The following is a 25685-nucleotide window of genomic DNA, read 5'->3' as shown; positions in this document are numbered from 1 at the left end:
TAATAAAAACTAAAATCAAAAACACAGCAAGGCAATGTATGAAGTCGTATCTCTCAGCCTCACTATTAACCGCACTGTTTTTCTTATCTCCATTGCACGCCCATGAAACCTACTCTGGTGGAAAAACCACAGTAAAGAAAGAGGGAGCGAACGCTTTTTCTCTTCCTGCAGCCAACCTTCCAATGAGCAAACGCTTGGATTTCAGCGTAGGTAACAGCTTCTTTAGAAACCCTTGGGTTCCTGCGCCGTCATCAACCGATGCGCGTGATGGGTTAGGCCCACTATTCAATACTAACGGTTGTCAAAACTGTCACATCAAAGATGGTCGTGGTCATGCGCCTGAAAAAGATGACCAGAACGCGGTTTCATTGTTGGTCCGCTTAAGTATCCCTGCTGAAACGCCAGAACAGAGACAAGCCTTTATTCGTGATGGTGGTATTCCTGAACCAACTTACGGCGGCCAGTTACAAGATTTCGCGCTTCAACGTGTAAAACCCGAGGGCAAAGTGAACATCAGCTACACCGATGTTCCTGTTGAATTCAAAGACGGTACAGTCGTTACTTTGCGTAAACCAATTTTAAAGATTACTGATCTTGCCTTTGGCGAGATGCATCCTAAAACTGAGTTTTCAGCTCGTGTTGCGCCGCCAATGATTGGCCTTGGTTTACTTGAAAGCATCCCGCAAGAAACGATTCTCGGATTTGCTAAACAGCAGTTGGCCGACAAGCAAGGTGTTTCAGGCAAAGCGAACTACGTTCTTGATGTTCAAACTAACGAAATGGCGTTGGGTCGATTCGGTTGGAAAGCTGGCCAGCCAAACCTAATGCAGCAAAATGCGGCGGCGTTTAACGGTGATTTGGGCTTAACGAGTCGCTTATTCCCGAATGAAAACTGCACATCAGCACAATCAACCTGTGATGATTTTCCGAATGGAGGCGAGCCAGAAGTCAGCGACAATATTCTAGATTTTGTTGAGTTCTATTCGCAGCATCTAGCGGTCCCTATTCGTCGTAACGTAGACAACCCAGCCGTCGTGCAAGGTAAAAAATTGTTCAAAGACGTTGGTTGCCAGAGTTGCCACCAAGCCGAAATTCGCACAGCAGAGCGTGAAGGGTTACCTGCGTTGTCTAAGCAATTAATCAGCCCGTATACCGATATGTTGTTGCACGATATGGGGGAAGGCTTAGCCGACAATCGCCCTGAATATCTTGCCAACGGCCAAGAGTGGCGTACGACGCCATTATGGGGATTAGGCTATACCAAAGAAGTGAATGGTCATACATTCCTGCTTCATGACGGTCGCGCAAGAAATGTTATGGAAGCAGTGCTTTGGCATGGCGGTGAAGCAGAAATGGCGAAACAAAACGTTCTGTCTTTGAATGCCACTGAGCGTGAAGCACTACTGGCGTTTTTGAATTCGCTATAGTCGGTCTGAGATTCAGTCGTTCAACGATCGAGTTAACCCAAAGAACACAACCGCTGAATTTGTAGGAATACGAGGCCAGCGGTCGTTTGGTATTTGATGAACTCATATAATTAAAAGAAAAACTAGCAAGTAAGGTAACAGCATGACACATAAATTTTTGTTAATGCCTTTGTCGGTATTAATCATGGCAGGCTGCCAATCATCGGGTGAGCAAGTGGCTTCCTCTGAGGTTAACGGTGTGTCTTATCAAGCAGACACAACTGACCACATCAGTCGCAGTGTCTATCAACAAGAGTTTGATTCTGCAGTCCTATTCGCCAAGCAAGCCAACGAGCTAGAAGTCTTGATGCAGGGTTACTGCCAAACCAATGATGTTGAGTTAGATGCCTTGAAAAATCAGTGGCAGCTCACCATGAATAGTTGGATGGCACTGCAAGGCCAAGAAAGAGGCCCAACAGCGGCACTTGAAGAGAGCTGGAATATTCAATTTTGGCCAGATAAGAAGAACACCACCGGTCTTAAAATGCGTCAATTGACTCAGCAGGATAAAGTATGGTCTCAAAACGAAATCGCGCAGCAGAGTGTGACAGTACAAGGGTTAGGTGCGTTGGAGTGGTCGCTTTATGACGAGCAATCGCCACTGCTTCAAGACAAAGCACTAGGCTGCCAATCATCACAAGCGATTACTGAAAACTTAGCGGTTAAGTCATCTTCGATTGCACAGGCATGGCAGGTTAACCCTTGGTTAGAGTTAGACGAGACTCGTTGGGAGTCTGAATACATCGCTTTATTGACCAACCAACTTGATTACAGCATGAAAAAGCTGAGTCGCCCAATGGCTAAAATCGGTCATCCGCGTCCTTACTTCTCAGAATCATGGCGTGCACAAACTTCGATGACTCAACTAAAAGCGAATGTAGCAGCACTTCAGAATTTGTACTTAGCCGATGGTAATGGTCTTGATGGCTTGTTAAGAGAGAAGGGCTTAAATGACCTTGCTGACCGTGTTGCTGGCCAGTTCACGCTAACACTAGATACTTGGCCTACAGACTCAAGTTTGTTCGAGTTGCTGCAGAGCAAAGAGGGCTACCGAAATGTGCTGACTCAATACAACAAACTAGAACGTTTGAAGTACTTGATTCATGAAGAAGTGGCGATAGAGCTTGGCGTGGTAATAGGATTTAATGCTACCGATGGTGACTGATACTACACGAAGAACGCTACTCAAGGCTGCACTGGGTTGTGCAGCTGTACCTGTACTTCCGTTTGGCTGCGCTAGTCGCTCTGGCGCCGCAAGCACATCTAATGATCCTCAACTGATCGGCTGTGCGCTTAATGGTCGTGGCCAATATTCAGCGGTTGTGGCTGACGAATATGGTATGCCGCTGAGTCAACTGCCGATCCCCGATCGTGGGCATGGCGTCGCGATTTGCCCAATATCATCACATGCCGTGGTTTTTGCTCGTCGTCCTGGTGACTATTTTATGGTGTTTGACTATAAAAGCGGTGAGCAAATCAAGTTAGTTGTGAAAGGGAAAAATCGCCACTTTTATGGTCATGGCGTTTACTCATTAGATGGCAAGTTACTGTATGCCACGGAAGGGAAAACCGACAGCAGCCAAGGTGTGATTGGTGTTTACGATGTCGCACAAGGCTATCGTAAGGTCGAGGAGTTCACTGGCTTTGGTATTGGCCCTCATGAAGTGATCATCATGCCGGATGGAAATCTCGCGATTGGTGTTGGCGGCGTTCATACTGACGGTAGAACACCGAAAAACTTGAATTCAATGCAACCGAGTTTAAGTTATGTCTCACCTGAAGGTGCGCTGCTTGATCAGGTTGAATTGCTAGACAAGAAGCTGAGCATTCGACACTTAGCCCATGATGGTGCTGAAACCGTACTATGTGGTCAGCAATATCGTGGTGAACCAGATGAGTACCCTTCACTTTTGGCGATGCATACCAAAGGCGGGCAGTTTGAATCACTGAACGCAGAGCCTGAACAATGGGCAAGGTTCAATCACTATATCGCCAGTATTGCGGCGTCAGATGATTGGATTATTGCGACTTCGCCAAGAGGCAACTGTTATGGTATTTGGTCTAAAGAGACTAAAGAACTGGTGGAACTCTCTGCGCTGTCTGATGCTTCTGGTGCGGTGCTGCTTGATGGTGAGTTTCGACTCAGCTCTGGAGCGGGCAGTGTGGTGAGCCAACACAAGCCTTATGAGAAATCAACCCAGCAATCATCGGTCCAGTGGGATAACCACTGGAGTGCAATCTAATTCATAAAACTCCTTAAAAAATAACATGCTTACTCCTATTTCTTTGCCATACTTATGAGATGATTGGTGATGGGGTTAAGCATGTTAGCAAAATACTTCTGTGGATTATTGGTGTTAGTTTCTGTGCATGCATGGAGCTATACGAGTTCTGACGAGAGCCGATTTATTCCGGCTGATTCAGAGCTCTCTTTTATGCTGATTTATCCAGAGCTAACCCAGAGCATTTATCAAGACTCTTCTCTTCCTATTCTTTGGGATTCGCCTGAACTTGTTAAGGCGTTTGAATTCCAGTTGTCGCTTCTCGAACAAGCGCAAATGGCCCCGCTTTTTGAACGACAACTTAAGCAAATCCGCCACTATCAAACTCGTGGGCAATGGCAAGAGTTGGACATCTTATTAACCGATACCTTTATTTATTACCTAAGCTACGTTGAGAATGCACCACTTGCCGGTAAAGAGTGGTATTTCTCGGGCAAGCTGCATTCCAAGTTGCCTGCGCCTTCTCCACATATCCTGATGAGATTGAAAAGCAGTGTCACCAACGATTACTTATTAGAAATGGTATTGTCCTATGCGCCGCCTGTTGGGGATTTTGACCAATTCAAGGCGACCTACTCCGTGCTAGAAACTGCGTCTGAACTCAATATAGAGCGATACAGACAGAAAGGATTGAAACGCTTAGGTGATGAGCTTTCAGACAAAACTATTCTTGTTGAGCGCATTGCTTTGGTTGGTGTTGATACCTCGATGATCGCGGTCGATTTCCCTGTATTTGACCAAGATCTGCAAACAGCGATTAAGTCTTTTCAGCGAATGCACGGCCTTACAGACGATGGGATCGTTGGGCCGGATACGATCAAATGGATCAACATGAGCTTTGATGAACGATTGACTTCGCTGGCTCTCAATGCCGAACGTGTTCGTTTGTGGCCAAGAGACAGAGACTCTCTCATCGTCGTCAATGTTCCTAGTTTTGATATGAAGTATTGGGAAGATGGTGAAGAGGTCTTTGAGTCCAAAGTTGTCGTGGGCAGAAAGTCGCGAAAAACACCGCTTTTAGAGATAAACCTAGATTCGGTTATCTTAAATCCTACTTGGAACGTACCATGGAAAATCATGGTCAAAGACATCTTGCCTAAAGTAAAAGCGGATGAAAGCTACCTAGAGACACACAACTTCCAAGTGATTGATGGTTGGCGCACCATGGAAACCGTCGACACCACAGATATCGATTGGCAGACCATCAATTTCAATTCGTTCCCATATCGAATGCGTCAACAGGCAGGCTCACGTAATGCACTAGGTTTGTACAAGTTCAACACACCCAACAAGCGAGCTATCTATCTGCACGATACGCCAAGTAAAGGCCTGTTTAATGATGACTTCCGTGCTTACAGTTCAGGTTGTATACGTGTCGAACATGCAGAGGAATTGGCTGAATTGTTGTTTGCCACCAAGGTAAGGAAAGTACCTAACCAAAGTAACGATCTTGCTCCTAATACTAAGGTTCGCCTCAAGAAGCGAATCCCCGTGCATATCATCTATCAAACCGTGCTGTTTGAAGAAGGGGGCATACAGTATCGTGGTGACATCTACCAATATGATAAAGAGGGTGGTTAACCATCATTGAAGCCAATAAGGGTGATCTTGACCAAAAAATGACAACCAAGCTTCTATTGATAAAATTATAATGTGGATCAATAACTAACCGTGCAAAGGTTACAATTACTAACCTTTTGGGCGGTTTTTGTACGTTGACGCAGCAATTTCCATTATGTATCGTGCATTTTTCGTTCGATCTAATTGGTTTTTTTGCTGTATGTCTCAAAGTTTATTTTCACGCCGTCAGTTTCTGACTTACGCTGGTGGTACTGCTGTTGTCGCCTCAATTACTCCTTCTATCGCTTTTGCTTCATACCCTGATCAACCAAGAACGATTAGCATGAACAATCTTCACACAGGTGAACGATTAGAGACCTGTTATTTCGATGGTACTAACTATGTTGGTGATGAAATGGCTCGTCTAAGCAAACTGTGCCGTGATTTCCGTCGTAATGAGATTCATCCAATGGATAAGAACCTGTTTGATCAGATCACTCAGATTCAAAATGTACTGGGTATTCAAAAAGAAGTTCAAATCATCTCTGGTTACCGTTCTCCAGCGACCAATGAAGCACTGCGCTCAAAGTCGAGTGGCGTAGCCAAGAAGAGCTACCACATGTTAGGTAAAGCGATCGATTTCCGTATTGATGGCGTTAACCTAAAAGAATTAAGAGACGTTGCTAAAAGCTTGAATGCGGGTGGCGTCGGTTATTATGCACGTAGCAACTTTATCCATATTGATACAGGTCCAGCACGCAGTTGGTAGTGTTAAGCTGAATTTACGAGCGAATGCTAGGTACTTGTCAAAGTAGACATCCAATGTCATAGTTTGCCCAAATTTCAGTTTGCCCTCTAAGGTTTGTATATGTCTCTTAAGTATCAAGTTGTCCCTGTTACCTCGTTCTCTCAAAACTGCTCAATTGTGTGGTGTGATGAGACAATGGAAGGCATCGTTGTCGATCCGGGCGGTGATGTTCAGCAACTGGCTGCTATCATCGAAGAGTTAGGTGTTAAAGTGGTGAATTTGGTATTGACTCACGGTCACCTAGACCATGTGGGCGGAACAGTACCGCTTGCTGAAATCTTGAACGTGAACATTGTTGGCCCACATAAAGACGATAACTTTTGGCTTCAAGGTTTAGAGAATCAAAGCCAGATGTTCGGCTTCCCACTGTGTAAAGCCTTTGAACCAAACACTTGGTTAGAAGAGGGCGACAAAGTGACTTTTGGTAACCAAGTGATCGATGTGATTCACACGCCGGGTCATACTCCGGGTCACGTAGTGCTATTCAGTGAGCAAGCGCGTATGGCGTTTGTTGGTGATGTTTTATTTAACGGTGCTATTGGTCGCACGGATTTCCCGCAAGGCGACTTCAACACGCTAATTGCTTCAATCAAGACTAAACTTTGGCCGCTAGGCAGTGACGTGACATTTGTACCGGGCCATGGTCCAGAGTCTACATTTGGTCGTGAGCGCGCATCAAATCCATTCGTTGCCGACGAGATGCCTCTTTATTAATTAAATCTTTGATTTAATATAAGAACGATTGAAAATGAAGCTTAGCTTTTGTTATGGAAGCTAAGCTTTTTTATTGTGTTCGGTTTTACTTTAAACCAGTTTAATTTTAATCAGAAAGACGTTCGGTTGCCGCCAAGTAGCGTCGAGCCAGTCCAACAAACTCCTCCCCACTGATATTCAGATCATTGGTTGATATGAAAATGTCATACCCGTGGAAGCCTCTTTGATATTTCATTCTGTTGGCAAGCATCGCCTGTAATCCAGAATAGTCTTTAATCACCGCGTTGTGATTATTTGCTTTATCGGATGAATCCGCATCCATTTGCGTTTGTTGAGCGCTGAAACTCACTTCGTCGGTATTCTTTGACTCTTTATATTGGCTTAATTCCACACACCCGCTTTCGGTACAACGAGTGTGGTAGTGTGATGAGTCTAAAACCATATCTTCAAAGTTCGATTCTTTACCCGCTTGCTTCGCTCCCAAGTACAAAAGTGCTCGTTGGCTGAGCAATAATTCGCAGGTTATTTTTGGGCAAATAGAGTCAAGGTAGGGCGAGTAATCTTTCATTTTAATGCCGACCCAAGGGAGAGGTTGATGCCAACCCTCTTGTTCGTAGGTACACATGCCAATCTTTTCAATATTGCTCCACTTTAAAACCCATCCACCTTTATAAAAATGCTGTTGAAAGTGAGTGGGGGTGAGCGTGAACATCACTCTGCTACGAAGCATCAAATAATAGCCCGTGCCCAAAAGTGCGCTAATGCAAAATGCACCCACGATCAGTAATTTTGAGTTATCAATGTATAACGCCATGATTAGGCAAGCGAATCCTAAAATGATGGCGATAATTCGATATGATGGCGATAATTCGATATGATTGCGTAAATGCAGGCAAAGAGAAATTTGTAAGGTGACGAGTGTCCATAGGCAACACCAAGTTTTCATATTTTTGTCTGGATGGATAACCAGTGTATATGACCCTGAATTGATAAGTCGATGATTAAATAATAGACGCTAGTAGACAATATCGGTATTTTTCGTCGACTTTCGACGCTTCACTCTACAAATAGCTCCGGTTTTTTGGTATAAATCGCGCTTCAAATTTTCACCACTGCGAAAAGAGCAGTGAACTGGAGAAATATTCAATGAGACTTGCTCATAAGCGTAAGGTGCAGGCTAAACTGCAGAAACGCACTAAAGCGGCTGTAGTTAAAGCAGTGGCAACGCCGAAAAAAGCGAAGCCTGTCGCAGAGAAAGTTGTAGCAGAAAAAACTGTAGCAGCAAAACCAGCGGTAGAGAAAGCAGTAGCAGCAACTAAAGAAGTTGCAGTAGCACTGACTCCTAAGCAACAACAAGTTCTAGACATCGTTGTTAGCAATGCTGAAGGCATTAACCCTAAAGGTATCGGCCTAGCAGCTGGTCAAGAAGACGCGAAAGCAGCTTCATGGGCAACAGGCGCATTGAAAAAACTTCTTGAAGAAAACCTAGTAGCGAAAGAGCAACTTGCAGGTAACAAGGTTATCTACAAAGCTATGTAATCCCGCGGGATGACATTCGCTTCGTTAAAGTTTTTAAGCCTCGATTATCGAGGCTTTTTTGTATCTGGCGGATCATGATAACCCTAACCCTAACCCTAACCCTAACCCCATACACACATTCAAACCTAGCCCCAGAAGCCTTTTCCCAATCGGCTGGCCCCTTCCGTTATTCACCTGTCTTTCGCGTGTCCCATGTTTCGAATCAGTAGGTACCAAAGTAGGACGTCTAATTCTCTGAAACTTTGATTTATATGGATAAATGCATTTAAGTGCGTATTTGATGTGTGGCGAGAATAGAGCTTCCTCACGAAATGGAAATCAATTGTTAATGCAGTTTCACTATAACTACTTAGGTATTTATCAATACTAATTACCCTAATGAATCTCCCAGATCCTTTAAAATCGACATCGCTAAATTATCTCCTACGTAGTTCTACGTAATCCTTTGGTCTAATACGCAGTTTATGTGAGTCCGTCGTGCGTGCTCTCCCTGATATCTTGTTGCTACATCACGGTGCACTCTTATGTTGAATCATAAAAAATGCTCATAGAAAGAGTGTTAACCCAACAAAGGACGTGAACATGAGTCTCATTTCTAACTCCCTCACACGAGTTTTTAAAAACGTTGCAGTTACTGCAGTGGCTTGTTTAGCTTTGGTCGCTACTGGTGCAACTGCTGCTGATAAGGTTTATCGCTTGAAGCTTGCTGAAACATGGGGACCAAACTTCCCTGTATTCGGTGACGCGACGAAGAACATGGCTGCGATGGCTGAGAAAATGTCGAACGGTCGACTGCAAATCAGAATCGATTCTGCGAACAAACACAAAGCACCGCTTGGCGTTTTTGACATGGTTAAGTCTGGTCAATACGACATGGGGCACTCAGGCTCTTACTACTGGAAAGGTAAAGTTCCAAACACGCTTTACTTCACTTCTATGCCTTTCGGTATGACGCCTGCTGAACAATATGCGTGGTTCTATCACGGTGGTGGTATGGAGTTGATGGAGCAGGTTTACTCTCCACATAATTTGATGTCGTTCCCAGGTGGTAATACGGATATCCAGATGGGCGGTTGGTTTCAAAAAGAGATCAACAGTGTGGAAGACCTACAAGGTCTGAAAATGCGTATCCCTGGCTTTGCTGGTGAGATTCTAGCGGAGCTAGGCGCTAAACCTACCAATATTGCCCCAGGTGAGCTTTACACGTCTCTAGAGCGTCGCACAATCGATGCACTAGAGTGGGTAGGCCCATCACTTGATCTGCGTATGGGCTTCCACAAGATCGCGCCTTACTACTACACAGGTTGGCATGAGCCGGGTTCAGAGCTTCAATTCCTAGTGAACAAGCGTACATGGAACAAGCTTCCTGAAGACCTACAAGAAATCTTGCGTGTTGCAATGCGTACAGCGGCTTACGACATGTACACACAAGCAACGCACGAAAGTGGAAAGAACTGGGTTTCAATGAAAACAGAATACCCAGACGTACAAGTTAAAGATTTCCCACCAGAGGTTATGTCTGCACTGAAAGAAGCGAACGATCGCCTACTTGCTAAGCACGCTGAGAAAGATGCATTGGCAAAAGAGATTCAAGCTTCACAAGCAAGCTACCTAGAGCAAGTACGTTCATGGACAGATATTTCACACAGAGCTTATTTAAATAGCCAAGCGAAATAATCGACTGTTGTTGAACTGAAGTGAAATGAACCCAAAGCTTTTCTTATTGAGTATTTAAGAGTGAATAAGCTGAGGGTTCATTTTAAATATAATAATTAAATGCCCAAGAACCCTTTCTACGTCGTGCCTATTGCTAGCTATAAACTGAATCGTTTTTAGTTTGGGTTAGTTGTGCTGCGCGATGTCTTTTCAAATTCCATGGAGTCGGGAATGCGAAGTCTAATTTATATTGAACGCCTGTTTAATCGTATCGGTGATGCACTGGGATGGCTTTCCAGTATGTTGTTTATTCTACTTATCGCTAACGTTGTGTATGACGTTGTCATGAGATATGCCTTCAATGATGTCTCAATCGCCTTCCAAGAGATGGAGTGGCACCTCTTCTCAGCCGTTTTCCTATTAGGTGTTCCTTATGCCATCAAGGCTGGTGGTCATGTGCGAGTGGATGTGTTCTACGAGCAACTAAGCTTCAAGGCACAAGCGATTATTGACTTGCTCGGCACACTGATCTTTCTGATGCCTTTTTGTTTGCTGGTTGCTTGGTTTGGAATCGATGTTGCGAAAGAAAGTTATAACCTTGGTGAAACGTCGGGCGATCCCGGAGGCCTTCCTTATCGATGGATCATTAAAGCGATGATTCCACTTTCATTTTTCTTGATGGCACTCAGCGGAGTCGGTTTGATCCTGCACTCGTTGAATAAGATTTTTAATCCCCATCTCATCCATGCAAACAATACTCATACAAAGAATAAGTAGAGGCTGAACATGATTGGAATAGTAATGTTTTTCGTAGCCTTGTTTGCACTTTTACTTGGCTTCCCAGTGGCGTTCACCTTTGGTGGTATCGCGTTAATCTTTGGTGTTTGGGCTGAAGGCATCGAAATGTTTGCCTTCATGCCATATCGAATTCAATCAATCATGGAAAACACGGTGCTGATGGCCGTTCCATTGTTTGTCTTCATGGGGCTTGTTCTACAAAAGACCAAGCTTGCTGAGCAGTTGCTTGAGTCAATGGGGCGACTGTTTGGTGGTGTGCGTGGTGGTATCGCAATCTCGACAGTACTCGTAGGTTCACTGCTTGCCGCTTCAACCGGTGTGGTAGGCGCTTCTGTAGTTGCAATGGGGCTTATCTCGTTGCCCGTCATGCTCAAGTACAACTACGACAAAGGTTTAGCCTGCGGTACCATCTGTGCGTCTGGTACGTTAGGGCAAATCATTCCGCCATCCATCGTCTTGATTCTATTGGGGGACGTATTGGGTGTTCCGGTAGGTGACTTGTTCCAAGCCGCGATTTGGCCGGGCGTGATGTTAGTGGGGGCTTATATCGTTTATATCTTAATATACGCGAAGCTTAACCCTGAAGCCGCTCAACCAATTGAGCGTGATGATTCCATCAGCCGTAAACAAGAAGTCATCAACGCATTGAAAGCAATCATACCGCCACTCGCGCTGATTATTGTCGTATTGGGCTCTATCTTTGCGGGTGTTGCTACGCCGACAGAGTCTGCTGCTCTGGGTGGTGCGGGTGCGATGGTACTCGCTTTGCTCTACGGTCAGTTTAGTTGGTCGATGGTGTATGACGCCTCTAAAGAGACGGTCAAAGTAACGGCAATGGTATTTGCTATCTTGTTGGGTGCAACGGCATTCTCAATGGCGTTTACTTATACTGGCGGTGATTATCTGGTTGAAGAATGGATGCTGCAGTTGCCGGGTGAGAAGTGGGGTTTCTTGATCATTACCATGTTGGTGATTTTGATTCTGGGTTTCTTCATCGACTTCGTAGAAATCTGTTTCATCATTGTGCCGATTATTGCGCCTGTTGCTGAACTGATGGGAATCAACATGACTTGGTTCGCAATCCTTATCGCGATGAACCTTCAAACCTCATTCTTGACGCCACCGTTTGGCTTCAGTTTGTTCTATCTAAAAGGGGTGGCACCAAAAGGTGTGACTACCAAGGATATCTACCGAGGCGTGATGCCTTTCATTTTGATTCAAATCCTCGTACTTGGATCACTTCTCGCTTTCCCATCTTTCTATGGAATGTGAGTGAAGCCTAGAATGTGAATGATATGTTTCAACGGCTATCCATAAATTGATAAAGTAAAACGGCTTATTGATGTTCAATAAGCCGTTTTTTGTGAGGAAAAGGAATGCCTCTAAAAGTTAAGCTGATTTTGCTGACGCTACTCCCGTTGCTGATTGTAACGGCGAGCATTAGTTGGATCTCGTTACACCAAACTAAGACGTTGGGTGAGAAAGAGGTCGAAATCTTCCGAGACAGCTTAATTAAGTCGCGTGAAAACGCCCTCAAAGACACTGTTGATCTCGCATTTGATGCCATCGAACATATCTACAATGATCCCGATATCCAAGAAGCACAAGCCAAAAGAGAAGTTCGAACCATATTGTCTAAACTAAGGTATGGCTCTGACGGTTACTTCTTTGCGTATGATCGCCACGGAACCAATTTGGTTCATCCAATCCAGCCAGAGTTGATAGGGCAAAACTTACTTCAACTGCAAGATGAAGATGGCGATTTCCTAATCGAAGCGTTGTTGAAAGAAGCGCAAACCGGAGGAGGGTTTCACCAATACCTGTGGCAAAAGCCCTCGACCGGAGAGGTGGTGTCTAAGTTGAGCTATGCGGCTTGGTTAGAACGTTGGGATTGGATGATTGGCACGGGTTTGTATATTGAAGACGTGCATCAAGAAGTGGCTTCGATGCAGGCTGCGATCAACAAAAATATTGAAACCACGTTCTTTTCCATTGTGGTCATTTTAAGCGTGACCGTGGCGGTGATCATCGTGTTGACCTTAGCCATCAACATGCACGAGCATCGAATCGCGGATAACAATTTAAAAGAGCTCGCCCATAAAACGGTGATGTTTCAAGAAGACGAAAAGAAGCATCTAGCGCGTGAGTTGCATGATGGTATTAACCAGTTATTAGTATCAAGTCGTTGCCATTTAGAACTGCTTGGTAATAAGTTACAAAATGAAGACCTCAAGGCGCATTTGAATAAGTCGCAGCATTCACTGATGCGGGCAATCGAAGAGGTGAGGCATATTTCGCATCAACTTCGACCAAGTTCATTGGATGATATCGGCTTAGAAGCGGCGTTGTCTTCGCTGTTATTAGACTTTCAGGCGCACTCGAGCATTGAAGTGGAAACCTTGTTTAATACGCAGCCGGGAAAGTTGAAATCAGAAGCTGCGACGACTTTATATCGAGTGGTGCAAGAGTCACTGAATAATATAGAGAAACACGCACAAGCGACCAAAGTAACGGTTATCGCACAGCAAATTGGAAATGTGTTGCAGTTGCTCATCCAAGACGATGGAGTCGGTTTCAATACCTATAAAGCAATGGAAAAGCGAGGTATTGGGTTACGTAACATGAGAGAACGGGTGGAGTTCATCGGTGGTGACTTTGAATTGATGAGTGAGGTTGGCTTTGGAACGGAAATTACAGTGTTACTGACACTAGAGGGATTAGTGAATGAGTGAAGTTATTCGAGTTGTGATTGCAGATGATCACCAAGTGGTACTGGATGGCTTTATGGCGAGATTAGAACTCGAGCCTGATATTAGCGTGATAGGTACAGCCAGCAATGGATTAGAAGCCGTTGAAGTGGTTAAAGACTTGCGCCCTGATGTGGTGTTGATGGATATCAGCATGCCTATCATGAATGGTATTGATGCCACTCACCTGATTAAAGAGGAAGATCCTCAAGCTAAGGTGCTGATGCTGACCATGCATAACAACCGTGAATACATCATGAAGGTGATGCAATCGGGTGCTGTCGGCTATATGTTGAAAGAAATTTCGGCTGAAAAAATGGTGCAGGCAATCAAGACGGTCAATCAAGGCTCAACCTATTTCTGTGAAAAAGTGACTCAGAACTTGTTTACTCAGCCTATTACTCCCACACAATCTGTGAAGAACCCATTGAGTAGGCGTGAGGAAGCTGTGTTGAAATTAGTGGCTAAAGGGGAGAGCAGTAAAGAGATCGCGAAGGGATTAAATATCAGTTACCGAACGGTTGAAACCCATAGACAAAATATCAAGCATAAGCTCGACATTCACTCTACGGCAGAGCTTGCCAAGTATGCTGTTAGCTCTGGGCTTGTTGAGTGATGTTACGCTAAATTACAGTGAATGTGTAATTTAATTACCAAATGTGCCGTTTACACCCGTTTTTTGATGGTTTTTTTAGTATTTTTGCGACGAGTTGTTATTCTTCCTTTCGAAATTTAAGTGCCAAATGCAATGTTGCAAATTGTGCGCTACTAATTAGAGAGGATGCATGGAGCCTGTAAAGGATAGGTATAGTATTGATAATACTGATTATACCGTAGGACAAGATAATGTTCAGAAATGGGGTTTTGATGTTCATAACCCTGTATTTGGAATCAGCGCTGGGGCGATAATTGCTTTCCTGATTGCGCTTTTGGTTGCAGAACCTGAAACAGCTAAAGCGGCACTTGATGGCGTTAAGTGGAAAGTCATCGGTAACTTCGATGGTTTCTTTATGTGGGCTGCGAACCTTTTCGTATTTTTCTGTTTTGTCCTCATTATCTCCCCTTACGGAAAGATACGTATAGGTGGCGATGATGCTAAAGCAGAGCACTCTAACCTATCTTGGATGTCGATGTTATTCGCCGCGGGAATGGGTATTGGTTTGATGTTCTGGGGTGTGGCAGAGCCAGTAGCTTACTTTACCGGTTGGTATGAAACACCGCTCGGTGTTGAAGCGTATTCTCCTGAAGCGGCTAAGTTGGCACTAGGTGCAACCATCTACAACTGGGGCTTGCACGGTTGGGCAATCTACGCCGTTGTTGCTTTGTCTCTTGCCTTCTTTACTTTCAATAAAGGCTTACCGCTTTCTATTCGCTCAATCTTTTACCCGCTACTCGGTGACAGAACTTGGGGGTGGTTTGGTCATATCGTTGACATTGTCGCAGTACTTGCAACATTGTTTGGCCTTGCAACATCACTTGGCCTAGGTGCACAGCAAGCCGCAAGCGGTATTAACCATGTATTTGGTACCCATGGCGGTATTGGTATGCAGCTTATTGTTATTGCAGTGGTAACACTGTTGGCAACAATGTCGGTGATTCGCGGTATTAACGGTGGTGTTAAGGTTCTCAGCAACGTCAACATGGTTGTTGCGTTAGGCTTGCTGATCTTCGTAACTATCGCGGGTGGCATGGCGGGTATTAAGGCGATACCAACCGCGCTAATGGGCTACATTGAGAACTTTATTCCTCTTAGCAACCCTCATGGTCGTGATGATGAAACATGGATGCAAGGTTGGACGGTATTTTACTGGGCTTGGTGGATTTCATGGTCACCATTCGTAGGCATGTTCATCGCTCGTATCTCTAAAGGTCGTACAATTCGTGAATTTATCGTTGCAGTCTTATTTATCCCGACGTCTGTCATTATCATTTGGATGGCTATTTTCGGTGGTATTGCGATTGACCAGGTGGCGAATAAAGTGGGTGAGATTGGTATAAATGGTCTGCAAGATATTACACTTTCTCTATTCCATACTTACGATGCGTTGCCAATGAGCTCAGTCCTTTCCGTGGTATCGATTGGTTTGATTATGGTGTTCTTCATCACCTCATCAGACTCAGGTTCATTGGTTATTGATAGCATTACTTCTGGCGGTAAAGTCGATGCACCTGTTCCACAGCGTGTATTTTGGGCATTGATGGGCGGTGCGATTGCGGCGGTTCTACTGTGGGTTGGTGGTACTGAATCTATTCAGGCATTACAAGCTGGAACAGTCTCAATGGCATTACCATTTGCCTTCATATTATTGCTTATGTGCCTAAGTTTGTTTCTTGGTTTACGTACAGAGAATCAATTGGTTAAGCAGCAAAGTGCTTTGAGCTAAAAGTATTTTTCAAATAGAGGCCGACTTAGTCGGCCTTTTTTTCGCCGCAAACATAAGTGATTATCTATATTTTGTTTGAAAATCCATCGAACTGATTCTAGTTTACTGAAAACAATAAGTTAACCTGCTAAACTTCAGACATCCAAGTATTTGAATTATCGTGACAACAGCTTGTACTACTTGGATCGTATGTTCGAGTTTGTGATTCAGTCACAGGAAAGTAAGGGATATGAGGTCAACAGACCTTATAAGTATTCCGTAGAGAGGAATAATGACTAAAGGTATAGATAAATACAGTATCGACAGTACGGATTACACTGTTGGTCAAGATAACGTCCAAAAATGGGGTTTTGACGTTCATAACCCAGTGTTTGGTATCAGTGCGGGACTCATCACTTTGTTCTTGATCGGTGTGCTGCTTACAGATACCGCTTCAGCGAAGTCAGCATTGGATGGTGTTAAATGGCAAATTATCAATTCATTTGATTGGTTGTTCATTTGGTCCGGTAATATTTTCGTTATTTTTTGCTTAGGCTTGATTGTTTCTCCGTTTGGTAAAATCCGCCTTGGTGGTGTTGATGCAACGGCAGATTACTCATTCATGTCTTGGTTATCGATGCTGTTTGCTGCAGGTATGGGTATTGGCTTGATGTTCTGGAGTGTTGCAGAACCAGCGGCTTACTACACAGGTTGGTATGAAACGCCACTTGGTGTAGAGGCAAATACACCAGAAGCTGCAAAATTAGCACTCGGTGCAACCATGTATCACTGGGGCCTACACCCTTGGGCGATTTATGGCGTAGTAGCGCTTTCACTGGCTTTCTTCTCTTACAACAAGGGATTACCGCTTTCTATTCGTTCTATCTTCTACCCAATTTTAGGTGATAGAGCGTGGGGCTGGGCTGGTCACATCGTTGATATTCTTGCTGTACTTGCAACCCTGTTTGGTTTGGCGACATCGCTTGGCCTTGGTGCGCAACAAGCGGCAAGTGGTATTCAGCATGTATTCGGCATTGAGGCAGGCTTAGGGTTACAAGTCATTGTTATTACCGTAGTAACTTTGCTAGCGGTCGTATCCGTACTTCGTGGTATTGATGGTGGCGTTAAAGTTATCAGTAACATCAACATGTTGGTTGCTTTCCTACTGCTTATCCTAGTAGCTCTAATCGGCTACGCAGTGACTCTAGGTTCAATCCCTACAACATTGATGGCATACATTGAGAACATCATTCCGTTGAGTAACCCTCACGGTCGTGAAGATGAAGCTTGGTTACATGGTTGGACTGTATTCTACTGGGCTTGGTGGATTTCATGGTCTCCATTTGTCGGTATGTTTATCGCGCGTGTTTCTAAAGGTCGTACTGTTCGTGAGTTCATTACAGCGGTACTGATTGTTCCAACGACAGTGACTATCATTTGGATGTCAGTGTTTGGTGGTATGGCAATTGATCAAATCGTGAATGAGGTTGGTACCCTAGGTCAAAATGGCTTAACTGATGTATCACTGGCAATGTTCCAGATGTTTGATGTATTGCCGTTTGGTACTCTGCTTTCAATCATCGCAGTTGTACTGGTTCTTGTATTCTTTATTACATCGTCTGACTCGGGCTCTTTAGTTATCGACAGCATTACTGCTGGTGGTAAAGTTGATACGCCTGTGCCTCAACGAGTGTTCTGGGCGTTCCTTGAAGGTGCGATTGCAGTAGCTTTATTGTGGGTTGGCGGTACTGAAGCCGTTCAAGCTCTGCAAGCGGGTGCAATCTCAACCGCATTGCCGTTCACCATCATCCTATTATTGATGTGTGTGAGCCTACTAATGGGTATGCGAACAGAGAAAAGATAGACTAGCTACTATTCGATTTTTCATTTTTTGATGTTGAATACAAAGTAAAACAAAAGGCAGAAGAGGAAACTCTCCTGTCTTTTTTTATCCATTTTACAGCCTGTAACACTGTATATATCGTAGGAATCGTCGTTGAAATGGCGCCTTGAATTTGGCGAAAAGCCAAGTAATTGGCGAAAGATAAGTTTTTGGTTTTATTGCAAATATAATGTGATGTGAAACTGTGAAATAGCTCGAATCGTTTACTTAAATTGGGTAGTATTCGCTAGATTTTCCATCACTCGTGAAACTTACTAATGAAATTAACACTTAAGCAGAAGTTGATAGGTGCTAGCCTATCTGCTGTTATCGTCATGGCAACAGCCTTGACTTGGTTATCAGCAAACCAATTATTTGAAGAGACTCGTAATGGTGTATACCAACGAGCTGAAAGCGTATCTGAAGCAGCATCTGAAGGGATTAAAAACTGGATTGATATTCGCACGGATATCGCATCAGCATTTAATGACTTTTCACGAGAGGATGATGTTGTTCCTTTCCTTAAGCAAGCTCGTGTAGCGGGTGGCTTTGACGATATCTTTTTAGGTACTCCAGAAGGCGGAATGTACCGTTCACATCCTGAACGTAATCGTGCAGATTACGACCCTCGTCAACGCCCTTGGTACCAGGAAGCAAACGCAGCCGGTAAGCAAATTATTACAACCGCTTATCAAGATGCGATTACCCAAGCGCTTCTAGTTACGATTGCTGAACCTGTTCGTCATAACGGTAAGCTTGTTGGTGTTGTTGGTGCGGATGTACTTATTGATCAACTAGTCAACGATGTTATCAGCTTAGATGTTGGTGACAACGCTTACGCAATGCTCATTGATGCCTCTGACGGCACATTCCTAGCACACCCAGACTCAGCACTGAGCCTTAAGCCTGTAAGTCAGCTTTCAAACGACATTTCTATGCCTATCATCGAAAACGCAGTGCGTACGGGTAGCATCGAGATCATCAAAGAGCGCGGTGCTGAGAAGCTGCTTTACTTCACTAATGTGCCTAACACGAACTGGATTTTCGCAGTTCAGATGGACAAAGCAACAGAAGAAGCGAATCACTCAATACTTCTTACGCAACTCATTACTACAGCGGTTGTAATTACTCTGATCGTTATCGTGTTGGTTTCTATGTTGGTTAGTTTCCTATTCCGCGACTTAAACCGCGTTTCAGCGGCACTTGAAGAAATTGCTTCAGGCGAGGGCGACTTGACTCAACGTCTTGAGCTTAAAAGTGATGACGAAATTGGTAAACTTGCGGCAAATTTCAATCATTTTGTGGGCAACATGCACACCATGGTACTCAAGCTAAGTGAAGTGTCTGCTGCATTGGGTAACCAAGCACGTCAAACAGCTTCTCAAGCTGAAGAGCGTAGTGCTCGCATTCAGATGCAACAAGACGAAATCAATATGGTAGCAACAGCCGTGAACGAAATGGCTGCAGCAACACAAGAGATTGCGGGTAACGCTGATCAAACTGCACAGAATTCATCTGAAGCTGTTGGCGCTTGTGAACACGGTACGGGTCAAGTTACACAGACTCAAAGCTCAATTCAAAATCTTGCACAAGAAGTTCAAATTGCAACAAACGTGATTCTTGAGCTGGAAGAGCACGGCAATAGCATCAACGCTATCTTGTCTAACATTCAAGGCATTGCTGAACAAACTAACTTACTTGCACTTAACGCGGCGATTGAAGCTGCCCGTGCTGGCGAACAAGGTCGCGGTTTTGCGGTTGTTGCTGATGAAGTGAGAGTTTTGAGCCAACGTACACACGGTTCAACTCAAGAAATTCAACAAACGATTGAATTACTGCAAGGTACAACGGGCAAAGCGGTAAGTATCATGAACGATAGCCGAACGCTTGCTGAAACCAGTGTTGATGACTCAAACTCAGCGGCCGCTAGCTTAACGCAAATTCATGCTGCTGTTGAACGTATCAGTGATATGGCGACTCAAATCGCTTCTGCTGCAGAAGAGCAAGCGTCAGTAACGTCTGAGATTACTCGTAACACTGAAGGAATCCGTGACGTATCTAACGAGCTAGCAGGTGAAGCGCACCAAGCTGCAGAACAAGCTGCTCAGCTTTCTGAACTGTCTAATGAACTAGAAAATGAAATCAGCCGTTTTAAGCTGTAATTATAGATAGTTAGTTAGATAGATAGATAGATAGAACGAAGCCCCAACTTAGGTTGGGGCTTTTTTATGTTCGCTTTTTAGAAGAAGCAAAATGTCGTGATCTAATCATGCTGGGCTATTGTTTATTGAAGGTTAAACAGCCCGAGCGTGACACCGAATATGTTTTATTATGGCTTCTAAACCTTGACTCCGACTGGCGCTAAGCTGAGATTTTAGGTCTAGCTGGCGGAACCAGTCTTTAATATCGAATTCTAGAACGCTCGCGGGTTGTTGGTTGTTATAGGCGATCAACACCAATGCCAGCAAACCTTTAACTAATGAAGAATCGCTGGTCGCTTGTATCGACATTTTGTTCTGTTGACTGATGGAAAGATCTAGCCATACATTACTTTGGCAGCCTGCGATAAGATGTGTTTTATTCATCTTTGTCACAGGGAAGGGCTCTAATCGGTCCCCCAATTCTATCAAATACATATAACGTTCTTCCCAGTCAGCGCATCGTTCGAAGTTTTTCTGGAGCTTTTCAGGGGACATAAGCTACCTTAACAGTTGGTGGATTCGTTTTAGTGATTGGCACAAGGCGTCTATGTCTTTGGGCCTTGTGTACATGCCAATCGATGCGCGACACAGCGAGTTTTGACCGAGTCGTTTTATAAGGGGCATTGCGCAGAGATGTCCGGTACGAATCGCAATACCATATCTATCTAAGAATGAACCCACATCAAAAGAGTGTTGATTTTTCATATTAAAAGCCAAAACGCCCGTGCGGTTATCATCATCGCCATAGAGCTCTATTTCTGGTATCTGTCTAATACTCTCCACCAAATAATTCATTACATTTTTTTCATAGTCAGAGATCTCTTTGAAGCCGATAGTTTCTATGTAGTCTAGAGCGGCGCCTAAACCTAAAATGCCTGCAATATTCGGAGTGCCCGCTTCGAACTTCCACGGAGCTTGGCCAAACGAGGTTCCCAAAGGCAGTGTCACTTGATCGATCATGGCTCCGCCGCCTTCCCATGGCACCATGTTGTCGAGGTGTGTTTTTTTTGCGTAAAGCACGCCGATGCCTGTCGGGCCATACAGTTTGTGCCCAGAGAAGGCGTAGAAATCACAATCGAGGTCCGTCACATTGACTTCATCGTGCATGACAGCTTGAGCACCGTCGACTAACACGGGGACTTTTGCTTTATGTGCAGCTTTGACTATCGTTTTAATTGGGTTTATGCGGCCTAGAACATTCGATACGTGGCTAATCGCCAGCAGTTTTGTCTTTGTATTCATTAACGAGACAAGGTCGTTGAGATTCAAATAGCCATTTTTTGCCATTGGCCAAACACGAATGTTGACATTATAAATTTCAGAAAGCATCTGCCAAGGAACAAGGTTGGCGTGATGCTCCATTTCCGTCACGATGATTTCGTCACCCGCTTTTAACCTAGGGCGCAAATAGCTATTCGCAACGAGATTGATGGCCTCTGTCGTCCCTTTGGTAAAAACAATAGTTTCTCTGGATTTAGCTGAAATGAACTGAGCAAGTTTTTCTCTTACTTGTTCCATTTCTTCGGTTGCTTTAGAGCTTAGGTAATGGACACCGCGATGAACACTCGCATAATCATGTTGATAAAACTGAGTCATGCGGTCGATAACGACTTGAGGGGTTTGGGCCGTTGCAGCACTGTCTAAATAGACCAAAGGCTTGTCGTAAACTTGAGTTCTTAGAGCTGGGAAGTCATTAAACCAAGGGCTTGTCTTTTCGCTCGAATCAATCATTTGGACATCCTTTATTGAGTGACGCATTGATTTTATCTATCGCAGATTGTCTTAGGGCGGGGTGTTTAATTCTCTCGGTAACGTCAATGACAAACGCAGAGGTAATCATGTGTTCGGCTCGTTCTTTTGGGATACCTCTAGAGCGTAAATAATTGATTTGGGTTGGGTCTATTTGCCCTGTTGTTGCACCATGGCTGCATTTGACATCATCGGCATAAATCTCTAATTGAGGTTTAGAGTTTACTTGGGCGTCATCGCCTAGAATCAGACTGTGGGTGTCCATTTGCCCGTCTGTTTTTTGCGCAGCAGGGTCAACATAGATCATGCCGTCGAAAACAGACTTAGATTGGTTTCGAGCGATGGTTTTATGATTTTGCTCACTTTGGCAGTGGGGAGAGTTGTGCTTCAAATAGGTGCGAGTATCAAAAACTGACTCACCTTGAGGTAGGGAAATACTGTCCATAGCGACAAAACCTTGTTCGCCAGTCAGTTCTGAACTTACTTGATGTCGTATCAATTGGCCGGAGTAGAGCAAGCAACAAGAGTAGGCGCTAGCATGCGCATTAACTATCAAATCGTTGTGACCGAAGTGATGTTGGTTTAAGGCCTCTTCGACAATTTTAGTGTGATGATAGTGAGCACCACAACCAACGTGTTGTGTTAAGCGAGATAATGTTACGCCTCTACCACTACCTTGTGAAACATGGTGTTCGATGACGGTGACTTCCGCATGATCTGCGACTTCAATATGGCTTCTGTAGCTTGATACATCACCTTGTTTTCCGGAATTGATATGCAGAAGATAAATAGGTTTCGATACCTGCGTATTCGCTTCGACTTCGATTAATATGCCACTTGAAGCGGTAGCATCAGTAATATAGGTAAAAGCGTCTGGCTTTATTGAACGAGACAGCTCATCGATTTCAATTGGAGAGAGCGCGCAGATGGGAGTCACTCGAACTTTTGGAATCCAGTCGGAGTATCGAGCTAAAAAGAAGCCGTCGACGAAGACTAATCGATAAGCATCAATGTCTAAACTGAATTTATTGTATGGCGTGTTAGCTGTCGACTGCTGTGGTGCGCTGCTTAGCTCTAGTTCGTTTAATCGGTCAAGAGACGTGTATTTCCAGTCCTCATGTTGAGGGGACGGTAGCTCAACCCCAAGCAATTTAGACCATTGTTTTTTTTGCCACTCATGCGGTCGAACAAGGGTTTCAAATGAATCAAGCAATGAATGTTTATTGTTCATCAATGATCCACCCATAGCCTTTCTCTTCTAATTCTTGAGCTAACGTGTGGTCACCAGATTTTACAATCTTTCCTTGGTACAACACGTGCACGAAATCTGGCTTGATGTAATTGAGGATACGTTGATAGTGCGTGACTAAAATGAAAGCTCGTTGTTCATTCTGGAGCGCGTTTACACCTTCAGAGACGGCTTTAAGGGCATCAATATCTAGACCTGAGTCAGTCTCGTCTAGTATACAAAGATCAGGTGAGAGCACCGCCATTTGTAGAATGTCATTGCGCTTTTTCTCTCCACCAGAGAATCCCTCATTGACAGAGCGTTGGAGTAAATTTGCTGGCATCTTCAACAATTGCGCTTTTTCTTCCAATAGATCTTCAAAGTCAAAACGATCGATCGGTTCTAATCCTCGATATTCACGAACCTCGTTGAGAGCTGTATTTAGAAAGAGTTTGTTACTGACACCTGGAATTTCGACAGGGTACTGAAAGGCTAAAAATACCCCTTCACCGGCTCTTTGTTCTGGATCTAGCTCTGTAAGATCTTGACCTTTGAAAACAATCTCACCACTGACGACCTCGTAATCATCCTTGCCTGCCAGTGTGGCGGATAGGGTACTTTTTCCTGAACCGTTCGGTCCCATAATTGCGTGAACTTCACCAGGTTTAACGGTTAGGTTAATACCTTTTAGGATAGTATTTTCTTCAACGCTGACATGTAAATTTTTAATTTCTAACATTTTATCCCACACTATGCTCGAGGCTGATTGATAGAAGTTTTTGCGCTTCAACAGCGAATTCGAGTGGTAATTCTGAAAATACGTCTTTACAAAAACCATTGACGATCATGGATATGGCGTTGTCTTCACTGATCCCTCTTTGGGTGCAGTAAAACAGTTGATCTTGGCCAATTCGAGAGGTCGTTGCTTCGTGTTCAACGTGAGCAGACGGGTTTTTGACTTCGATATAAGGAAAAGTGTGAGCCCCACATTCGGCGCCGATTAACATTGAATCGCACTGAGTGAAGTTTCTCGCACCTTCTGCGTTGGGGGTGACTTTAACCAGCCCTCGGTAACTGTTCTGGCTTTTGCCTGCTGAAATCCCTTTTGAAATGATGGTAGAGCGAGAGTGTTTTCCTATATGAACCATCTTAGTGCCGGTGTCGGCTTGTTGAGCGCCATTCGTTAAAGCGACGGAGAAAAACTCACCGACTGAGTAGTCTCCTTTGAGAATCACGCTTGGGTACTTCCACGTTATCGCAGAGCCTGTTTCTGATTGAGTCCAAGACATTTTGCTGTACTCGCCTTCGCAAACCGCACGTTTGGTTACGAAGTTGAGTATGCCGCCTTGTGAATCCTCTGCTCCCGAGAACCAGTTTTGCACAGTGGAATATTTAACTTCAGCACGCTTGTGAATGATGACTTCTACGACGGCGGCGTGAAGTTGATAAGTATCTCTCATCGGGGCAGAGCAACCTTCAATGTAGCTGACGTATGAGTCCTCATCAGCCACTAAGATTGTTCTTTCAAACTGGCCTGTTTTTGCTTGGTTTATTCGAAAGTAGGTAGAGAGTTCTCTTGGGCATCTCACACCTTTAGGGATGTAAACAAAAGTGCCATCAGAGGCAACAGAGGCATTCAAAGCCGCAAAGAAGTTATCTTCAGGTGGAACAACGGTGCCTAAGTATTGCTGCACAAGTTCAGGGTATTCTTGGATAGCTTCGCTGAATGAACAGAAGATGATCCCGAGTTCTTTCAGTTCGTTTTGATAGGTAGTGGTGACGGAAACTGAATCGAAGATTGCATCAACAGCAATTTCTGAACCTTCTCTAACTGGAATCCCCAGTGTTTCAAAGGCTGTCTCGACTTCTTCGGTTAAAAATTCATTCGAGCCATCATCACTATCTTTGTCACAACTATCTTTGTCGCAGCTAGAGCAACTTGGGGCGGAGTAGTAACTGTAATCTTGGTAATTCAGGTCTGGATAATCGGCTTTTAACCAATGCGGTTCCTCCATTGTTCGCCATTTACGGAATGCTTTGAGGCGAAACTCCAACATCCATTCGGGTTCGTTACGTTTTGCGGAGATTGCTCGAACGACTTGTTCGTTGATTCCCTTCGACAAAGTATCTGAAGATAACTCAGTGTAGAAACCTTCACGATAGTGATTGCTATGCAGTAACTCTGTAACTTCAGGCTGCGTGTCAATTTCAGGTCGCGTTTTAGCTTCAGACTGCATTTCTAATGCGCACATGGTTAAACTCCAAAACTCTCGCCACATCCACAAAGGTTCTTCACTTTGGGATTGTTGTATACAAAATTACTGTTTAAACCCTGACGCACAAAGTCGATCTCTGTGCCATCGATCATAGGTAGGGCTTTGAGCGCAATATAGAAAATGACGTCATGTGATTCGTACTTGATGTCGTCATCGGATGGCGAATCGATCAGCGCCACTTCATATGTAAACCCCGTACAGCCAGAGGACTTAACCGTGAGGTGGAAGTGCTTTTGCCCATGTGATAACTGGGAAATTCTGTTTGCGGCACTTTCACTTAACGTAACGCCTTGCCACTCCATATCATGTATGGATATGTCATTAGAACCGGAACTCGAAATACTCACCTTACTGCTCCATATTTGACTGGTGATAATAGATGATATTGATTATCATTTGCATATCAACCATGTATT

At 44.3% G+C, this 25685-nt stretch carries 21 protein-coding genes and 1 pseudogene; 15 read left to right on the top strand and 7 right to left on the bottom strand.

Features of this window, described 5'->3' with window-relative positions:
- The first annotated feature begins 38 nt into the window (after window positions 1-38).
- From OCV30_RS09600 to OCV30_RS09575, 6 genes are all read left to right on the top strand, one after another.
- Entirely contained in the window at window positions 39-1427 is a 1389-nt protein-coding gene (locus tag OCV30_RS09600; RefSeq protein ID WP_065680451.1) for a di-heme oxidoreductase family protein, read from the top strand.
- 142 nt (window positions 1428-1569) lie between these two features.
- On the top strand, window positions 1570-2631 hold the full coding sequence (locus OCV30_RS09595) for an imelysin family protein (RefSeq protein WP_065680450.1): 1062 nt from the start codon (window positions 1570-1572) through the stop codon (window positions 2629-2631).
- Complete coding sequence (locus OCV30_RS09590) at window positions 2621-3709, top strand: DUF1513 domain-containing protein (protein WP_065680449.1); 1089 nt, start codon at window positions 2621-2623, stop codon at window positions 3707-3709. Before OCV30_RS09595 ends, OCV30_RS09590 begins: the two co-directional genes overlap by 11 nt.
- A gap of 81 nt (window positions 3710-3790) precedes the next feature.
- Window positions 3791-5329: a L,D-transpeptidase family protein gene (locus tag OCV30_RS09585; RefSeq protein WP_065680448.1), complete on the top strand. Its 1539-nt coding sequence runs from the start codon at window positions 3791-3793 to the stop codon at window positions 5327-5329.
- A 199-nt stretch (window positions 5330-5528) separates the two neighbouring features.
- Window positions 5529-6077: a peptidoglycan L,D-endopeptidase MepK gene (gene mepK, locus OCV30_RS09580; RefSeq protein ID WP_009848830.1), complete on the top strand. Its 549-nt coding sequence runs from the start codon at window positions 5529-5531 to the stop codon at window positions 6075-6077.
- Window positions 6078-6176: 99 nt separating this feature from the next.
- Window positions 6177-6830, top strand: coding sequence for an MBL fold metallo-hydrolase (locus OCV30_RS09575; RefSeq protein ID WP_065680447.1), 654 nt, complete (start codon window positions 6177-6179; stop codon window positions 6828-6830).
- A 106-nt stretch (window positions 6831-6936) separates the two neighbouring features.
- Here OCV30_RS09575 and OCV30_RS09570 read toward each other — a convergent pair.
- Window positions 6937-7756: pseudogene (locus OCV30_RS09570) on the bottom strand (DUF2982 domain-containing protein).
- Between the two features lie 220 nt (window positions 7757-7976).
- Between OCV30_RS09570 and OCV30_RS09565 the strand changes: the two are divergent.
- The 9 genes from OCV30_RS09565 to OCV30_RS09525 all read left to right on the top strand — a co-directional run bounded on the left by OCV30_RS09565 (window position 7977) and on the right by OCV30_RS09525 (window position 19977).
- On the top strand, window positions 7977-8369 hold the full coding sequence (locus OCV30_RS09565) for a hypothetical protein (RefSeq protein WP_012604302.1): 393 nt from the start codon (window positions 7977-7979) through the stop codon (window positions 8367-8369).
- A 582-nt stretch (window positions 8370-8951) separates the two neighbouring features.
- Window positions 8952-10046, top strand: coding sequence for a TRAP transporter substrate-binding protein (locus OCV30_RS09560; protein WP_065680446.1), 1095 nt, complete (start codon window positions 8952-8954; stop codon window positions 10044-10046).
- 210 nt (window positions 10047-10256) lie between these two features.
- Window positions 10257-10802, top strand: a complete 546-nt coding sequence (locus OCV30_RS09555) for a TRAP transporter small permease subunit (RefSeq protein WP_052879091.1) — start codon at window positions 10257-10259, stop codon at window positions 10800-10802.
- Window positions 10803-10811: 9 nt separating this feature from the next.
- Window positions 10812-12095 carry a TRAP transporter large permease gene (locus OCV30_RS09550; protein WP_009847136.1) on the top strand — a complete coding sequence of 428 codons (1284 nt, stop codon included), beginning with the start codon at window positions 10812-10814 and terminating at the stop codon, window positions 12093-12095.
- A 104-nt stretch (window positions 12096-12199) separates the two neighbouring features.
- Complete coding sequence (locus tag OCV30_RS09545) at window positions 12200-13555, top strand: cache domain-containing protein (protein ID WP_065680444.1); 1356 nt, start codon at window positions 12200-12202, stop codon at window positions 13553-13555.
- Window positions 13548-14186, top strand: coding sequence for a response regulator transcription factor (locus tag OCV30_RS09540; protein WP_012604298.1), 639 nt, complete (start codon window positions 13548-13550; stop codon window positions 14184-14186). The genes OCV30_RS09545 and OCV30_RS09540 overlap by 8 nt, the downstream gene beginning before the upstream one ends.
- Before the next feature lie 169 nt (window positions 14187-14355).
- On the top strand, window positions 14356-15954 hold the full coding sequence (locus tag OCV30_RS09535; protein WP_065680443.1) for a BCCT family transporter: 1599 nt from the start codon (window positions 14356-14358) through the stop codon (window positions 15952-15954).
- A gap of 271 nt (window positions 15955-16225) precedes the next feature.
- Complete coding sequence (locus OCV30_RS09530) at window positions 16226-17797, top strand: BCCT family transporter (protein WP_065680442.1); 1572 nt, start codon at window positions 16226-16228, stop codon at window positions 17795-17797.
- A 296-nt stretch (window positions 17798-18093) separates the two neighbouring features.
- Window positions 18094-19977, top strand: a complete 1884-nt coding sequence (locus OCV30_RS09525; RefSeq protein WP_065680441.1) for a methyl-accepting chemotaxis protein — start codon at window positions 18094-18096, stop codon at window positions 19975-19977.
- Between the two features lie 132 nt (window positions 19978-20109).
- On the opposite strand, the gene OCV30_RS09520 is transcribed toward OCV30_RS09525, so the two are convergent.
- From OCV30_RS09520 to OCV30_RS09495, 6 genes are read right to left on the bottom strand one after another with little or no spacing between them, the layout of a single operon-like run.
- On the bottom strand, window positions 20110-20511 hold the full coding sequence (locus OCV30_RS09520) for a SufE family protein (protein ID WP_012604295.1): 402 nt from the start codon (window positions 20509-20511) through the stop codon (window positions 20110-20112).
- Between the two features lie 3 nt (window positions 20512-20514).
- A complete protein-coding gene (locus OCV30_RS09515) occupies window positions 20515-21747 on the bottom strand; it encodes a SufS family cysteine desulfurase (protein WP_065680440.1) in 1233 nt (410 codons plus the stop codon).
- Window positions 21740-22996 carry a Fe-S cluster assembly protein SufD gene (sufD, locus tag OCV30_RS09510; protein WP_244499068.1) on the bottom strand — a complete coding sequence of 419 codons (1257 nt, stop codon included), beginning with the start codon at window positions 22994-22996 and terminating at the stop codon, window positions 21740-21742. The genes OCV30_RS09515 and sufD overlap by 8 nt, the downstream gene beginning before the upstream one ends.
- Entirely contained in the window at window positions 22986-23732 is a 747-nt protein-coding gene (gene sufC, locus OCV30_RS09505; RefSeq protein WP_065680438.1) for a Fe-S cluster assembly ATPase SufC, read from the bottom strand. Before sufC ends, sufD begins: the two co-directional genes overlap by 11 nt.
- 1 nt (window position 23733) lies before the next feature.
- A complete protein-coding gene (gene sufB / locus OCV30_RS09500; RefSeq protein ID WP_065680437.1) occupies window positions 23734-25245 on the bottom strand; it encodes a Fe-S cluster assembly protein SufB in 1512 nt (503 codons plus the stop codon).
- Window positions 25246-25247: 2 nt separating this feature from the next.
- Window positions 25248-25616 carry an iron-sulfur cluster assembly accessory protein gene (locus OCV30_RS09495; RefSeq protein WP_083994649.1) on the bottom strand — a complete coding sequence of 123 codons (369 nt, stop codon included), beginning with the start codon at window positions 25614-25616 and terminating at the stop codon, window positions 25248-25250.
- Between the last annotated feature and the right edge of the window lie 69 nt (window positions 25617-25685).

This window comes from Vibrio atlanticus, from assembly GCF_024347315.1.
GTDB lineage: Bacteria > Pseudomonadota > Gammaproteobacteria > Enterobacterales > Vibrionaceae > Vibrio > Vibrio atlanticus.
The sequence above is the reverse complement of the archived record's forward strand: the minus strand, read 5'-3'. Positions and strand labels throughout refer to the sequence as shown.

Coding starts and splice junctions, on each gene's coding strand:
- OCV30_RS09565 (WP_012604302.1), top strand. CDS start 7,977: ATGAGACTTGCTCATAAGCGTAAGGTGCAGGCTAAACTGCAGAAACGC.
- OCV30_RS09585 (WP_065680448.1), top strand. CDS start 3,791: ATGTTAGCAAAATACTTCTGTGGATTATTGGTGTTAGTTTCTGTGCAT.
- OCV30_RS09555 (WP_052879091.1), top strand. CDS start 10,257: ATGCGAAGTCTAATTTATATTGAACGCCTGTTTAATCGTATCGGTGAT.
- OCV30_RS09550 (WP_009847136.1), top strand. CDS start 10,812: ATGATTGGAATAGTAATGTTTTTCGTAGCCTTGTTTGCACTTTTACTT.
- OCV30_RS09520 (WP_012604295.1), bottom strand. CDS start 20,511: ATGTCCCCTGAAAAGCTCCAGAAAAACTTCGAACGATGCGCTGACTGG.
- sufB (WP_065680437.1), bottom strand. CDS start 25,245: ATGTGCGCATTAGAAATGCAGTCTGAAGCTAAAACGCGACCTGAAATT.
- OCV30_RS09595 (WP_065680450.1), top strand. CDS start 1,570: ATGACACATAAATTTTTGTTAATGCCTTTGTCGGTATTAATCATGGCA.
- sufD (WP_244499068.1), bottom strand. CDS start 22,996: ATGAACAATAAACATTCATTGCTTGATTCATTTGAAACCCTTGTTCGA.
- mepK (WP_009848830.1), top strand. CDS start 5,529: ATGTCTCAAAGTTTATTTTCACGCCGTCAGTTTCTGACTTACGCTGGT.
- sufC (WP_065680438.1), bottom strand. CDS start 23,732: ATGTTAGAAATTAAAAATTTACATGTCAGCGTTGAAGAAAATACTATC.
- OCV30_RS09515 (WP_065680440.1), bottom strand. CDS start 21,747: ATGATTGATTCGAGCGAAAAGACAAGCCCTTGGTTTAATGACTTCCCA.
- OCV30_RS09535 (WP_065680443.1), top strand. CDS start 14,356: ATGGAGCCTGTAAAGGATAGGTATAGTATTGATAATACTGATTATACC.
- OCV30_RS09590 (WP_065680449.1), top strand. CDS start 2,621: ATGGTGACTGATACTACACGAAGAACGCTACTCAAGGCTGCACTGGGT.
- OCV30_RS09530 (WP_065680442.1), top strand. CDS start 16,226: ATGACTAAAGGTATAGATAAATACAGTATCGACAGTACGGATTACACT.
- OCV30_RS09540 (WP_012604298.1), top strand. CDS start 13,548: ATGAGTGAAGTTATTCGAGTTGTGATTGCAGATGATCACCAAGTGGTA.
- OCV30_RS09575 (WP_065680447.1), top strand. CDS start 6,177: ATGTCTCTTAAGTATCAAGTTGTCCCTGTTACCTCGTTCTCTCAAAAC.
- OCV30_RS09525 (WP_065680441.1), top strand. CDS start 18,094: ATGAAATTAACACTTAAGCAGAAGTTGATAGGTGCTAGCCTATCTGCT.
- OCV30_RS09600 (WP_065680451.1), top strand. CDS start 39: ATGAAGTCGTATCTCTCAGCCTCACTATTAACCGCACTGTTTTTCTTA.
- OCV30_RS09560 (WP_065680446.1), top strand. CDS start 8,952: ATGAGTCTCATTTCTAACTCCCTCACACGAGTTTTTAAAAACGTTGCA.
- OCV30_RS09545 (WP_065680444.1), top strand. CDS start 12,200: ATGCCTCTAAAAGTTAAGCTGATTTTGCTGACGCTACTCCCGTTGCTG.